The 13,457-nt window shown below is 65.0% G+C and carries 12 protein-coding genes; 5 read left to right on the forward strand and 7 right to left on the reverse strand.

The features are described from left to right. Positions 1–67 precede the first annotated feature (67 nt). Positions 68–826, forward strand: coding sequence for an SDR family oxidoreductase (locus A2J02_RS11245; RefSeq protein WP_068050120.1), 759 nt, complete (start codon positions 68–70; stop codon positions 824–826). Between the two features lie 10 nt (positions 827–836). Here A2J02_RS11245 and A2J02_RS11250 read toward each other — a convergent pair whose 3' ends face one another. Genes A2J02_RS11250 through A2J02_RS11260 form a run of 3 tightly spaced genes read right to left on the reverse strand, consistent with a single transcriptional unit; the run spans position 837 to position 3,107 of the window. Further along, entirely contained in the window at positions 837–1,082 is a 246-nt protein-coding gene (locus A2J02_RS11250) for a DUF2630 family protein (protein ID WP_068050123.1), read from the reverse strand. A 16-nt stretch (positions 1,083–1,098) separates the two neighbouring features. After that, positions 1,099–2,346: a hypothetical protein gene (locus A2J02_RS11255; RefSeq protein ID WP_068050126.1), complete on the reverse strand. Its 1,248-nt coding sequence runs from the start codon at positions 2,344–2,346 to the stop codon at positions 1,099–1,101. After that, positions 2,343–3,107 carry a crotonase/enoyl-CoA hydratase family protein gene (locus A2J02_RS11260; RefSeq protein WP_068050127.1) on the reverse strand — a complete coding sequence of 255 codons (765 nt, stop codon included), beginning with the start codon at positions 3,105–3,107 and terminating at the stop codon, positions 2,343–2,345. The genes A2J02_RS11255 and A2J02_RS11260 overlap by 4 nt, the downstream gene beginning before the upstream one ends. Positions 3,108–3,168: 61 nt before the next feature. On the opposite strand from A2J02_RS11260, the gene A2J02_RS11265 reads away from it, so the two are divergent. Further along, positions 3,169–3,771, forward strand: a complete 603-nt coding sequence (locus A2J02_RS11265; RefSeq protein WP_068050130.1) for a TetR/AcrR family transcriptional regulator — start codon at positions 3,169–3,171, stop codon at positions 3,769–3,771. After that, positions 3,758–5,374: an acyl-CoA dehydrogenase family protein gene (locus tag A2J02_RS11270; protein WP_068050132.1), complete on the forward strand. Its 1,617-nt coding sequence runs from the start codon at positions 3,758–3,760 to the stop codon at positions 5,372–5,374. Before A2J02_RS11265 ends, A2J02_RS11270 begins: the two co-directional genes overlap by 14 nt. Positions 5,375–5,385: 11 nt before the next feature. Here the strand turns inward: A2J02_RS11270 and A2J02_RS11275 are convergent, their stop codons facing one another. Then, positions 5,386–6,402: a type IV toxin-antitoxin system AbiEi family antitoxin domain-containing protein gene (locus A2J02_RS11275; RefSeq protein WP_156516190.1), complete on the reverse strand. Its 1,017-nt coding sequence runs from the start codon at positions 6,400–6,402 to the stop codon at positions 5,386–5,388. Between the two features lie 115 nt (positions 6,403–6,517). After that, on the reverse strand, positions 6,518–8,167 hold the full coding sequence (gene pgi / locus A2J02_RS11280) for a glucose-6-phosphate isomerase (RefSeq protein ID WP_068050136.1): 1,650 nt from the start codon (positions 8,165–8,167) through the stop codon (positions 6,518–6,520). An 83-nt stretch (positions 8,168–8,250) separates the two neighbouring features. On the opposite strand from pgi, the gene A2J02_RS11285 reads away from it, so the two are divergent. Then, positions 8,251–9,702 carry an NAD-dependent succinate-semialdehyde dehydrogenase gene (locus tag A2J02_RS11285; protein WP_068050142.1) on the forward strand — a complete coding sequence of 484 codons (1,452 nt, stop codon included), beginning with the start codon at positions 8,251–8,253 and terminating at the stop codon, positions 9,700–9,702. Positions 9,703–9,749: 47 nt separating this feature from the next. Here the strand turns inward: A2J02_RS11285 and A2J02_RS11290 are convergent, their stop codons facing one another. Then, complete coding sequence (locus A2J02_RS11290; protein ID WP_068050144.1) at positions 9,750–10,040, reverse strand: chorismate mutase; 291 nt, start codon at positions 10,038–10,040, stop codon at positions 9,750–9,752. Between the two features lie 295 nt (positions 10,041–10,335). On the opposite strand from A2J02_RS11290, the gene A2J02_RS11295 reads away from it, so the two are divergent. Beyond that, positions 10,336–12,825: a UvrD-helicase domain-containing protein gene (locus A2J02_RS11295; protein ID WP_068050139.1), complete on the forward strand. Its 2,490-nt coding sequence runs from the start codon at positions 10,336–10,338 to the stop codon at positions 12,823–12,825. A gap of 70 nt (positions 12,826–12,895) precedes the next feature. On the opposite strand, the gene A2J02_RS11300 is transcribed toward A2J02_RS11295, so the two are convergent. Then, positions 12,896–13,457: M23 family metallopeptidase (locus A2J02_RS11300; RefSeq protein WP_156516191.1), on the reverse strand; the 562-nt coding region annotated here is incomplete at its 5' end.

Raw genomic sequence — 13,457 nt, forward strand, 5'->3', positions numbered from 1 at the left:
ATGACGATGACATCGAATTCCGAGCTTTCTGAGGCCATTGCTCCACAGTGACATAGGCTCGCCGCTTATGGCGACCACTCGGAACAAGATTCTGATCACCGGAGCGAGCTCGGGGCTGGGTGAGGAAATGGCGCGACGGTTCGCAGGCATGGGCCGGGATCTGGCGCTCTGTGCGCGTCGGGTCGAGCGGTTGGACGACCTTCGCGCCGAGTTGATGCACCACAACCCGAACATCACCGTGGCGGTCCGGGCGCTCGACGTCACCGATCACGATGCGGTCGGTGAGGTGTTCGGAAAATTGCGAGACGAATTGGGTGGACTCGATCGAGTGATCGTCAATGCCGGGCTCGGCAAGGGTGCGAAGATCGGGACCGGGCGAGCCGAGGCCAACCTGCAGACCGCCCACACGAACTTCATCGGGGCGCTGTCGCAGGCCGAGGCGGCCCTGTCGATCTTCCGAGCACAGAAAGACGGGCACCTGGTGTTCGTCTCGTCCGTCAGCGCCGATCGGGGACTGCCGGGGGCCAAGGCGACCTACTCGGCGAGCAAAGCCGCAGTGGCCTCGCTGGGTGAATCGTTGGCGACGGAACTGTCGCGAACCGCCATCGCCGTCACCACATTGCTGCCCGGCTTCATCGCCACCGACATGTCGGCCAACGCGGGCGACAGTGCCGCTCTCACAGCCACTCTGGACGAGGGAGTATCGGCGATGGTCGACGCGATCGAGAGCGAAACCCGCCGCGCCGCGCTACCGGGACTCAAAAGGCGGGGCATCGACGCGGCGCTGCGGTTCCTGCCGAATGTGCTGACGGATCGAATGGTCTAGGTTCCGGGGTTCACTGCAAATACCCCTCGACCCGGTCGACGCTGTTGGCGGTTGCCGCGTCTGGGTTCTTGCCTGCATCGATACGCGCCCTACGCTGGCGGAGCAGGTCCCAGCACTGGTCCAGGGCGTGCTCGAGGGAGGCCAGTTGGGCCTTCTCGGTGTCCGGGTCGACGTCCCCGGATTGCGCTTCGGTGCGGAGCTTGTGCTCGGTGGCGATGAGCTGCTGGATCTTGGTGTGGATATCGTGCTCGTTCATGGCGACAACGCTAGACCTACCAGGGTTTGGCGGCCAGGTTCCGCGTCGCCAGGGCTCGGTGCACGGCCGCGGTGAGCTCGGCCGGCGATCCAGCGAGGGCGTCGTCGGTGCACACCAGCGAGAGCGTGTAGTTGCCGTTCAGTCGGGAGAGATAGGTGGACATTCGGATCGTCGACAGTGCGCCCGACGGGTTCGGATGGATCGCCCGGGTCGCGAGTCCGCACGATCGATGGGAGCCGAGCGCGGCGATGCCGTCGGGAATGTCGCCGATGTTGGAGCACAAAACTTCTCCGCGCCCCGGGGTCGACGTCAGCTTCGCGGCGACACGGTGGGGGAGCAGCTGGACGATCTCGGGTGGATAGCCTGCCGGAGCTCCGACGGGCTTGCCGAACGCTGCCTTGCACGCTGCCCGGATGGCCGCGGGTGAGTCGTCTCCGCGCACGGCGACGGTGGCCATGCCGATCGCATTGGCATCACCGGACCCGGTGCGGAAAGGAATGTCGACGGTCACTGCGGGAGAACCGAGTTCGTTCATCGTGGCGGCGACGACGGAGACGAACAGCGAATTGGCCGATCCGCCGACGCGTCGGGCAGCCGAATCCCACTCCGCAGCATCGACATCCACGATCACCGACGTCATTCTGTTCGCGTGGTGCGGTGCGATACCGCCGCTGTCGGCGGTGGTGAACGCTCGCAATTCGGCTCTGGCTTTCTTGCTGACCCACAATCTTGCCGTCGCCGCGATGGAGCGTAGGAGAACGGTGACGATCATCGCGAGCGCATCCTTCACGTCCGAGCCCGGGTGCAGCACATGCACCGGTGTCGATCCTGAGAATCCCTGTGCCGCAGCGTCGATGAGCTCACGGGCATCGGCCAGCGCGTGCGAACACACCAGGGACAGCACGGTTCCGCCGTGTGCAACGGGCGCGGCCGTCAACCGCCAGCCGGGCCCGTACTGCGGATCGAGTCGAACGTCTGCCTGCGCGTCGGCCCAGCCGATGATGTCGTCGACCGCGTCGGTGCCGTACTCGAGGGGAAGCGATTCGGATGAGATGTCCCATCGAAGTCGCGCCCCGGGGATGCGGGGCTTGCCGACTCGACGACCGAGCTGCCCGACGGCCAGTTCGTCGTGGATCCTGTCGAGTTCTTCCCTGCTCACCGTCTCGGTCGTGCGCCAGATACCCTGCAGTGCAATGGGAATTCCGTAGCCGCGGTGGGTCCGGAGAAATATCTCGTCGATCACCGACAGACGCGTGGACTTCACGGACTCGGGGTGCCGTGACGTCCCGCGCCCGAGACGAACTTGCTCGCGCCGGTGAGTGCGTCGGCGGTGATCGAGATGGCTCCGTGCCGAAACTCGTTCTTGAGCGCTGACTCCTCGTCGAGGCCGTCCTGTTCGAGGACGGACAGGCGATCCTCGCGCATGCAGGTCTGGGGTAGCAGGGCGAGTTCGGCAGCCAAGGCCTCCGCCTCCGAACGAGCTCGCCCCACCGGAACGACTCGGGTGATCAGTCCGATGTTCAGAGCTTCCTGCGCATCGACTGCACGACCGGTGAGGACCATGTCCATCGCCCGGCCGGTTCCGACGATGCGCGGCAAACGCACTGTGCCGCCGTCGATCAAGGGAACACCCCAGCGTCGGCAGAACACGCCGAACGTCGCGTCGTCCTCGGCGATGCGAAGGTCGCACCACAGTGCGAGTTCGAGTCCGCCCGCGACGGCGTACCCGGAGACAGCCGCGATGACGGGCTTGGACAACCGCATTCGCGTCGGACCCATCGGGCCGTCGCCGTGTTCGGTGGCGTGGTTGGAGCGTGATGTCCCGAGTGCCTCGAGATCGGCTCCCGAGCAAAACGTGCCGCCTTCGCCCCACAGCACGGCCACCGAGGCGGACTCGTCGGCGTCGAACTCCTCGAACGCCTGGATCAGCTCCTGGGCGGTCGGGCCGTCGACAGCGTTCCGCACCTCAGGGCGCGACAGGACGATTGTGGTGACGGGGCCTGATCGTTCGATCCGTACCGACATGTCTGTGAACCCTACTCGAGTTCTCTTGCGTGAAGCAGTGAATCAGTGCTTCAATCCTTGCATGCCCTATCGACGGACGCCCGCGGTGCAGGCCAGACTCGACGCCGGTCGTGAAAAGCTGTTCGACGCTGCCATCGAGGTGCTCTCCACACAGGGCTACGCAGGTCTGTCGATCGCGTCGGTCGCCGCGGCAGCAGGGGTGTCCGCAGGCAGCGTCTACACGCACTTCGAGGGCAAGTCGGATCTGGTCGTCGCTATCTTTCGCGAGGTCTGCAGCCGCGAGGTCGCTGCAGTGGTGGCCGTTTCCGGGCACGGCAGCACCGCCGAGCGGGTCACGGCAGTGGTGCGGACCTTCGCCGGGCGGGCCTTGAAGAACCGAACGATGGCGTACGCGTTGTTGGCCGAACCGGTGGACCCGGCCGTCGACGCCGAGCGGTTGGTGTTCCGGCAGAAATTCACCGATGCCTTCGCCGACGCCATCGTGGCCGGCATAGCAGCGGGAGAGATCCCCGAGCAGGACGTCCGCATCTCGGCAGCAGGGCTGGTCGGTGCCGTCGGCGAAGTGCTGGTAGGTCCGTTGTCATCGCAGAACTCGGTGGACGTGATACCGGGTCTGGTCGCATTGTCGTTGCGCACGTTAGGAGTTCGAGATGGACACGCATGAGGTATTCAACCAGGCAGTCGACCTGAGTCCGTTCGACACGTCCGCGGACCCGTCGTTGCTCGACGGCGTCGCGCGTACCGGTGGCGGCTGGGCGCTCGACGAGATTCGGCAGCTGGGAGTCCTCGCCGGCGGAGTGGCGGCACAGGACTGGGGCCGGATCGCCAACGAGAACCCGCCGGTGCTGAAGACTCACGATCGATACGGCAATCGGATCGACGAAGTCGAATTCCACCCGCACTGGCACGATCTGATGACCGTTGCCGTCGAGCACGGGCTGCACGCCAGTCCGTGGGCCGACGATCGCGTCGGTGCGCACGTTGCCCGCGCCGCGAAGTTCTACGTCTGGGGTCAGGCCGAGGCCGGGCACATGTGCCCCATCTCGATGACCTATGCGGTCGTTCCGGCGTTGCGGCACAATCCTTCTCTGGCCGCGCAGTACGAGCCGCTGCTGGCCTCGCGAGAATACGACTTCGGGCTGCGTGTTCCGTCCGAGAAGCGCGGACTGATCGCCGGAATGTCGATGACCGAGAAGCAGGGCGGATCCGATGTCCGCGCCAACACCACCACGGCCACTCCGTCGTCGGACGGAACGTACTCGATCGTCGGCCACAAGTGGTTCACGTCCGCGCCGATGTCGGACATGTTCCTCACCTTGGCGCAGGCTCCCGGCGGGCTGTCGTGTTTCATGCTTCCGCGCGTGCTGCCCGACGGCACTCGCAATCGAATGATGCTGCAGCGCTTGAAGGACAAGCTCGGTAACAAGTCGAACGCATCCGGTGAGCTCGAGTATCACGGGGCCACCGGCTGGCTCGTCGGCGAAGAGGGGCGCGGCGTGCGCACCATCATCGAGATGGTCAACATGACTCGGTTGGACTGCGTCATCGGGTCGGCTGCCGGAATTCGCAACGCCACAGTGCGCGCAGTCCATCACGCGCGTCATCGAGCTGCGTTCGGGGCTGCACTTGTGGACCAGCCCCTGATGCGAAACGTGCTGGCAGACTTGACCATCGAATCCGAGGCCGCCACCGCTGCCATGATCCGCCTGGCGCAGGCCACCGACGGCTCGGCCCGCGGCGACGAGCAGGAAAGTGCACTGCGCCGAATCGCGTTGGCCGTCACCAAGTACTGGGTATGCAAGCGGGCACCGGCACATGCAGCCGAGGCCCTCGAATGCCTGGGCGGTAACGGCTATGTCGAGGAATCCGGGATGCCTCGGTTATTCCGTGAATCGCCGCTGATGTCGATCTGGGAAGGCTCCGGCAACGTCGCCGCACTCGATTCCCTACGCGCTTTGGCCCGTCAACCCGACAGTGTCGAGGCCTTCTTCGGTGAGATCGGCCAGGCGTCGGGCGTGGATTCTCGCCTGGACGACGCCATCGCCCGCGTCGGCAAGGAACTCTCCGACACCTCCGACATGGAATACCGGGCCAGGCGAGTCGTCGAACTGATGGCTCTGACCTTCCAAGGCGCGCAGCTGGTGATGCACGGCGATTCCGCTGTGGCCGATGCCTTCTGCGCCACTCGACTCGACCGTGACTGGGGCATTGCTTTCGGCACCCTGCCCGTCGGCGTCGATACGGAGGCGGTGTTGGCGCGGGTGTAGGGGTATCGGATCTACGCCCCTCGTGGGAATTCGCACCGCCTGTAGGGTGCGCATATTCCTACGAGCGCCGTAGCTGCGGGAAGGGGTAGCTCGGCGTACCGTCCACTCGGCGGGCCGAGGAGCAATGCACGCCGATAGGCAGCATGAAGCCGGTCGATGATGACGTGCGGAGTCGACAAGTCCCGCCAGTCGAATCTGAAGACGGTCCTGCCCTGCTCGGCGAGTCGGTTGTGGCGATTCTTCTCTGCGATGATTGCTTGCCGTGGCTGCGGACCGTACTTGTCTTCCCCGTCGAACTCGGCGATCACCTCGGCCAGGTCGGGAAACAGGAAGTCGGTACGGGCGATGCGTCGACCGTCTTCGTCGAAGACCGTCTGATTGGACAGCGGAGTCGACACTGTCTGCAGGATCAGTCGCGATCGACTTTCGCCGACACTGTCGCTGCGTGCACTCATCGCGCCGATCGCACGTCGAGCGCGTCCGGCACCACTTCGGTGGTGCGCCGCATCGCAGCATTTCTCGAGTTCGTCGATTGTGGTGAGGTCATGCCGCAATGCCCGATCACCGAGACACACCGCTACCTCGAGTGGATGAGTCCTGGCGACGTCGACGACGGTGCGCGCTGGGCGTGTGACGCGCATACCGTCGAGATGAAGCCACTCGTCGTCCAGTAGATCGGTGCCGTGAAGGAATCGGCGTCGACTGCGCTTGCCCGAGTGGCCGCGAAGAGTGGTCATCGTCACCGTGTCGAGCGGCAAGTTCCACACGTCGAGTCCGAGAACCACCGCTGCGGACACATGGCTGAGCACGACGTCGTCGCCGGAATCGGCATAGGTCGCTTGAGCCAGGAGGGCATGCTGCTGCGCAGAGTCCAGTGTTGCGAAAACATCCCCTGGAACGAACCAGCCTCTGCGGATTGCAACGATGGACTTGTGTGCGCGTGCCCGTCGTAGGTCGTGGTCGGTGAAGCCCGACGCGAGTGCATCGGCACGGGTGAAGAGCCCACGTTGGTCGAAGTCCATGCTCATTTGGACGCACGGTTGACCTGTTTGGATCCGCTGAGCGCAATCTACGGCCCGTCCAGGAATCCGCACCGCCTGCAGGGTGCGTAAATTCCTACCAGGGCCGTAGATGCGCCGCAACTCAGGCCGAACGACCCCGCTGCGCCCGGTACCAGCGCACCAGGGCATCTGTGGATGAATCCGATTGCGCAGCAGGAGCTTCGGTGTCGGTGAGAACCGGCGTCAGTTCGAGGGCCTGGGTCTTACCGAGTTCGACGCCCCACTGATCGTAGGAGTCCACGCCCCAGATGACGCCTTCGACGAAGACCTGGTGCTCGTACAGCGCGATCAACTGACCGACCCCCGACGGCGTGAGCTTGGGGGCGAGGATGGAGGTGGTGGGCCGATTGCCGGGCATCACCTTGTGCGGCACAACATCTGCCGGAGTGTCCTCGGCAGCGATCTCCTCGGCGGTCTTGCCGAAGGCGAGCACCTTGGTCTGGGCGAAGAAGTTGCTCATCAGCAGATCGTGCATCGATCCGCTGCCGTCGCGGGTCGGCAGATCGTCGGTGGGCTCGGCGAATCCGATGAAGTCTGCAGGCACCAAACGTGTTCCCTGATGCAGCAATTGGTAGAAAGCGTGCTGGCCGTTGGTGCCCGGCTCGCCCCAGAAGATCTCGCCGGTCGGCGTCGTGACGGGGGAGCCGTCGGCCTTGACGGACTTGCCGTTGGACTCCATCGTCAGCTGCTGCAGGTATGCCGCAAAACGGGAGAGGTCATTCGAATACGGCAGCACCGCACGGGTTTCCGCGCCGAAGAACGAGCTGTACCACAGGCCGACGAGGCCGAGCAGTACCGGCGCGTTCTCGGCGAGAGGCGTCATCCGGAAATGCTCGTCGATGCGATGAAAGCCGTCGAGGAACTCGCCGAACGCTTCCTTGCCCACAACGGCCATGACCGACAACCCGATTGCCGAATCGACGGAGTAGCGTCCGCCCACCCAGTCCCAGAAGCCGAACATGTTGGCGGTGTCTATCCCGAAGTCCGCGACCCGTTCGGCGTTGGTGGAGACGGCGACGAAGTGCTTGGCGACGGCGTCTTCACCGAGCGCGTCGACGAGCCAGCGCCTGGCCGCGGTGGCGTTCGTCAGTGTCTCCAGGGTGGAGAACGTCTTGGACGCGATGATGAACAGCGTCGACGCTGGGTCGAGCCCGTCGAGTGCACCGACGAGATCGGCTGGGTCGACGTTGGAAACGAACTTCGCGGAAATCCCCGCGTCGGCGTAATGACGGAGCGCGTTGTAGACCATGACCGGTCCCAGGTCGCTACCGCCGATGCCGATGTTTACGACGGTGGCGATCTTCTCGCCGGTGGCACCGACCCATTCGCCCGAACGCACTCGGTCGGTGAATTCGCCCATCGCAGTGAGGACTTCGTGCACATCGGCGACGACGTCATGGCCGTCGACCGTCAGCGACGCGTCGGCCGGTAGGCGCAGCGCGGTGTGCAGTACGGCGCGGTCCTCGGAGGTGTTGATGTGCTCACCGGCGAACATGGCGTCGCGCTTGCCCTCGACGTCGGCGGTGCGCGCGAGTTCGACGAGCAGTTCGATGGTCTCGCGGGTGATCCGGTGCTTGCTGTAGTCGATATGCAGATCGGCGGCGTCGAGCGTGAACGTGTGCGCTCGGTCGGCGTCCTCGGCGAACAGGTTCCGAAGATGAGTATCGGCGATCGTGGAGTAGTGATCGGTCAGCTTCTGCCAGGCATCCGTGCCGGTGATATCGACGCTCATACGAACCAACAGTAATCCGGTGCCGAGTCATGCGCGCGTCGTTTGTCGTTTGCATCGGGCGCTGCGGAGGCATCATGGACGGTATGGACCAACGTGCATTGATCGATTCGATTCCGGCAAAACTGTGGATCGGCGGCAAGGCCGTCGACGCCGAGGGAGGTAAGACGTTCCCGGTGAACGATCCGGCGACCGGCAAGCCCCTGACCGAGGTGGCCGACGCATCGCCCGCCGATGCGATGAAGGCGCTCGACGCCGCCGCGGCGGCGCAGAAGGGTTGGGCGGCAACACCCGCCCGCGAGCGCAGTGAGATTCTCCGAGCGGCGTTCGAGAAGGTCACCGAACGCGCCGACGACATCGCGCTGCTGATGACCCTGGAGATGGGCAAGGCGCTCGCGGAGTCCAAGGCCGAGGTGAAATACGGTGCCGAGTTCTTCCGCTGGTTCGCCGAGGAAGCGGTACGCATCGGCGGTCGCTACACCCCGGCCCCGGCGGGCAACGGTCGAATCCTCGTCACCAAGGCCCCGGTGGGGCCCGTCCTGGCGATCACGCCGTGGAACTTCCCGTTGGCGATGGGTACCAGAAAGATCGGGCCCGCTCTGGCCGCCGGCTGCACCATTGTCGTCAAGCCAGCTCGTGAGACCCCGCTGACGATGCTGCTGCTCGCGCAGATCTTCGACGAGGTCGGCTTGCCCGAAGGCGTGCTGTCGGTGCTGACGACATCCAAGTCCGGTGACGTCACCGGCCCCCTCATCGAGGATCCGCGGATGCGCAAGCTCACCTTCACCGGCTCGACGGGCGTCGGCAAGTCTCTCGTCCAGAAGTCCGCGACTCGGTTGCTGCGCACGTCGATGGAATTGGGCGGCAACGCCCCGTTCGTGGTGTTCGACGACGCGAACATCGACGACGCGGTGGACGGAGCGATGCTCGCCAAGATGCGCAACGGCGGCGAGGCCTGCACCGCCGCGAACCGGTTGCACGTGCACAACAGCGTGCGCGAGGAGTTCACCACCAAACTCGTGGAAAAGATGGCCGAGATGAAGCTCGGACCCGGCGTCGACCCCGATACCAAGCTCGGACCGCTGATCAATGCCGATCAGCTCGAGACCGTGCAGGAACTTGTCGACGACGCGGTGGCCAAGGGCGCGACGGTGGCTCTCGGGGGCACCGCGCCGGGCGGGGACGGATACTTCTACCCGGCGACCGTGCTCACCGAAGTGCCTGCCGATGCACGGATTCTGAAGGAAGAGGTGTTCGGGCCGGTGGCTCCGATCGTGGGCTTCGACACCGAGCAGGAAGGTATCGAGGCCGCCAACGCCACCGAGTACGGCCTGGCGTCGTACATCTACACCGAGAGTCTCGATCGGGCGCTACGGGTGGCCGACGCTATCGACAGTGGCATGGTGGGCGTCAACCGCGGAGTGATCTCGGACGCGGCAGCGCCGTTCGGTGGAGTCAAAGAATCCGGATTCGGCCGCGAGGGCGGATCCGAGGGAATCGAGGAGTATCTCGAGACCAAGTACATCGCTCTGAAGTGAGCTACTGACGGTTGGGCGTGCGCACCGCGCGCCCAACCGAGGGCGGATCAGTGGCCGAGGCGACCGCGACCGAGGCGGAGCAGGAGCATGGCCAGCGTGTGGCCTTCCTGGCCCAGGCTGCTGAAACGCTCGAGAACCTTCATCTCACGGCTGTGCACCAGGCGCGGTCCGCCGGAGGCCATGCGGGTGCGTCCGATGATCTGCGATACCTCGGAGCGACGCTTGATGGCCGTCAGGATCTCGGCATCGAGGCGATCGATTTCCTGGCGCAGGTCGTTGATCTCGGCTTCGCTCGTGGGCACTGCGGTCTCTGAGTCGATCTTCGTCGTCATGGCCATCGTCTCTCCTCGGGTCACATCTTGGATCGCTGCGTCGTCCGTCACCGTTACGCCTTTCGTATTCGGAACTGCATCGCCGGTCGGTTCGGTCCCGTCCGGAACCTGGGCGTTGCGTCTATCGACAGGCTCCTGCACGCGTGGCCGAACAGTGGCCGACCCGATGCAGGCGATGACGTACGGTTTTTTCGATCACCGATCCAGTGTGCCACGGGTCAACCCTCCTGAAAAGTCGTCGGTTCGGCCGACGACCACGCGATGTGGGTTTGTCGGTACGCGCCGGTAACCTGACCACACGATGAACACATTCCTCCAGGGCCTCCAATCCCGACAGAACACCTCGTCCGACACACTGCTGGAAGGTCTCAATCCCCAGCAGCGTGAGGCCGTCGTGCACACCGGATCTCCGCTGCTCATCGTGGCCGGAGCCGGGTCGGGCAAGACGGCGGTGCTGACGCGTCGTATCGCGTATCTGCTGGCCGAGCGAGGAGTGTCACCCGGCCAGGTTCTGGCCATCACGTTCACCAACAAGGCCGCTGCCGAGATGCGCGAGCGAGTCGCCGGACTCGTGGGACCGCGTGCGAACGCCATGTGGGTGTCGACCTTCCACTCGAGTTGCGTGCGGATCCTGCGCGCGCAGGCTGCGCTGCTGCCCGGTCTGAACGCGAACTTCTCCATCTACGACGCCGACGACTCTCGGCGACTGCTGACGATGATCTCCAAGGATCTGCAGATCGACACCAAGAAGTTCTCGGCGCGGCTGCTCTCGACGGCCATCTCGAACCTGAAGAACGAGCTGATCGGCCCCGACAAGGCAGCGGAGGACGCCGACGGCGATCCCGCCGAGCTCCCGCGGCTGGTGGCCAAGGTCTACGGCATATATCAGCAGCGGCTGCGCGCGGCCAACGCGATGGATTTCGACGACCTCATCGGCGAAACGGTGGGCATTCTGCAGGCGTTCCCCCAGGTGGCTCAGTACTATCGACGCCGGTTTCGGCACGTTCTGGTCGACGAGTACCAGGACACCAACCACGCCCAGTACATGTTGGTCCGCGAATTGGTCGGTACCCCCGACGCCGACGGTGCACTCGAGGGCACCGTCGCGCCGGGCGAGCTGTGTGTGGTGGGCGACGCGGATCAGTCCATCTACGCATTCCGTGGTGCCACGATTCGCAACATCGAGGAATTCGAGCGCGACTATCCCGACGCACGCACCATCCTGCTCGAGCAGAACTACCGATCGACGCAGAACATCCTCTCGGCCGCCAACGCGGTGATCTCGCGCAACATCGGCCGGCGTGAGAAGAAACTGTGGACCGACACCGGCGAGGGCGAGTTGATCGTCGGTTACGTCGCCGACAACGAGCACGACGAGGCGTCGTTCGTGGCCTCCGAGATCGATCGGCTCGTCGACGGCGGAGACGTGCGCTTCGACGAGGTGGCCGTCGTCTATCGAACCAACAACTCCTCGCGTGCGCTCGAAGAGATCTTCATCCGACTCGGACTGCCGTACAAGGTCGTCGGCGGAGTCCGATTCTACGAGCGCAAGGAGGTACGAGACCTCGTCGCGTACCTGCGGGTGCTGTCCAACGAGGACGACACCGTCAGCATGCGACGGATCCTCAACACTCCGCGCCGGGGGATCGGCGATCGTGCCGAGGCCTGTGTCGCCGTGCACGCCGAGCAACGAGACATCAGCTTCTCGCGCGCATTGCACGACGCGGCTGCGGGCAAGGTGGCGTTGCTCAACTCGCGGCAGCAGAAGTTGATCGCGCAGTTCATGGAGTTGCTCGACGAACTACGTGCAGTGCTCACCGCCACCGACGGAGACGGCAACGACATCGCCGACATCGGTGATGTCGTCGAAGCCGTTCTCGACCGCACCGGCTACCGCGCCGAGCTCGAAGCCAGCAGTGATCCGCAGGACGGCGCGCGCCTCGACAACCTCAATGAACTCGTCAGCGTCGCACGGGAATTCACCTCGGAGGCGCGTAACCAGGCCGCAGTGGCGGCAGAGGCTCTCGAAACCGGGGACGACGAGAACGCCGACGCGGACGGTGGCGTCGACGGGTTGGCCGAGCCGGGGTCGCTCGCGGCGTTCCTCGAGCGGGTCTCTCTGGTGGCCGACACCGATCAGATCCCCGATTCGGGTACCGGCGTCGTCACCCTGATGACGCTGCACACCGCGAAGGGTCTGGAATTCCCGGTCGTCTTCGTGACGGGTTGGGAGGACGGCCAATTCCCGCACATGCGGGCGCTCGGTGACCCCAACGAACTGTCCGAGGAGCGACGCCTGGCATACGTGGGGATCACCCGTGCGCGGCAGCGGCTCTACCTCACGCGCGCGATCATGCGCTCGGCATGGGGGCAGCCCATCGCGAATCCGGAATCGCGCTTCCTGCAGGAAGTTCCGCAGCACTTGATCGACTGGCGACGCGAGGATCCGGGCACCGGGGGAGGCCGAGCCATCGGCGGGGGCAGATCCGGCAGCTACGGATCGGGTGGCGGATACGGCTCGAACAATTACGGCTCGAACAGCTACGGCTCCGGCAGCTACGGCTCCTCGAATCGCGGCCAGAGTTCGACGCCGAGTTTCGGTGCCGCCAAGGGGCGTAACTCGAACCTCGTTCTCGCTGTGGGCGATCGAGTCAGCCACGACAAGTACGGCCTGGGTACGGTGCTGGAATCGACCGGTGCCGGAGTCAAGGCGATGGTGTTGGTCGACTTCGGTTCGGCTGGTCGCGTGAAGATGATGCTCATCGGCGGCGTCCCGATGACCAAGCTGTAACAGAGCAGAGAACGCGAAAGCCGGACCCTGCAACAGCGGGGTCCGGCTTTCGAGTCGAAAGCTGGTGTACTCAGTCCATCTCTGGGCCGAGGGAGATTCCTCGGGAAGCGAGCCACGGAAGCGGGTCGATCTTGACCTCGCCCGGAAGGTGGACCTCGAAGTGCAGGTGCGGGCCGGTGGAGAAGCCGCGGTTGCCCATCGTCGCGATCTGATCGCCTGCCATGACGTCCTGACCGACGGTGACGGTCGAGGTGTCGATGTGGCCGTAGACGGTGATCGTGCCGTCGGCGTGCTGCACGCGAACCCACATGCCGAAGCCTGCGGCCGGACCGGAGTCGATCACCTTGCCGTCGGCGACGGCGTAGATCGGGGTTCCGATGGCGTTGGCAACATCGACGCCGGCGTGGAGGACGCCCCAGCGGGTGCCGAAGTTGGAGGTGTAGGTGCCCTGCGCCGGCAACGCGAACAGCGGCCTGCGAGCAGCTGCTTCGCGGGCGGCACGCTCTTCGCTGAAGCGCTGGCCCTTGGCGAGCAGGTCGTTGAACTGGCTCAGATCCACCGGCGCAGCGATGCTGAGGATCTGCGGAGCCTCCGACGGCGTCGCGCTGGACGAGTCGGCTTCGACCTCGGTG

This window comes from Rhodococcus sp. EPR-147, assembly GCF_001647185.1.
Lineage (GTDB): Bacteria > Actinomycetota > Actinomycetes > Mycobacteriales > Mycobacteriaceae > Rhodococcoides.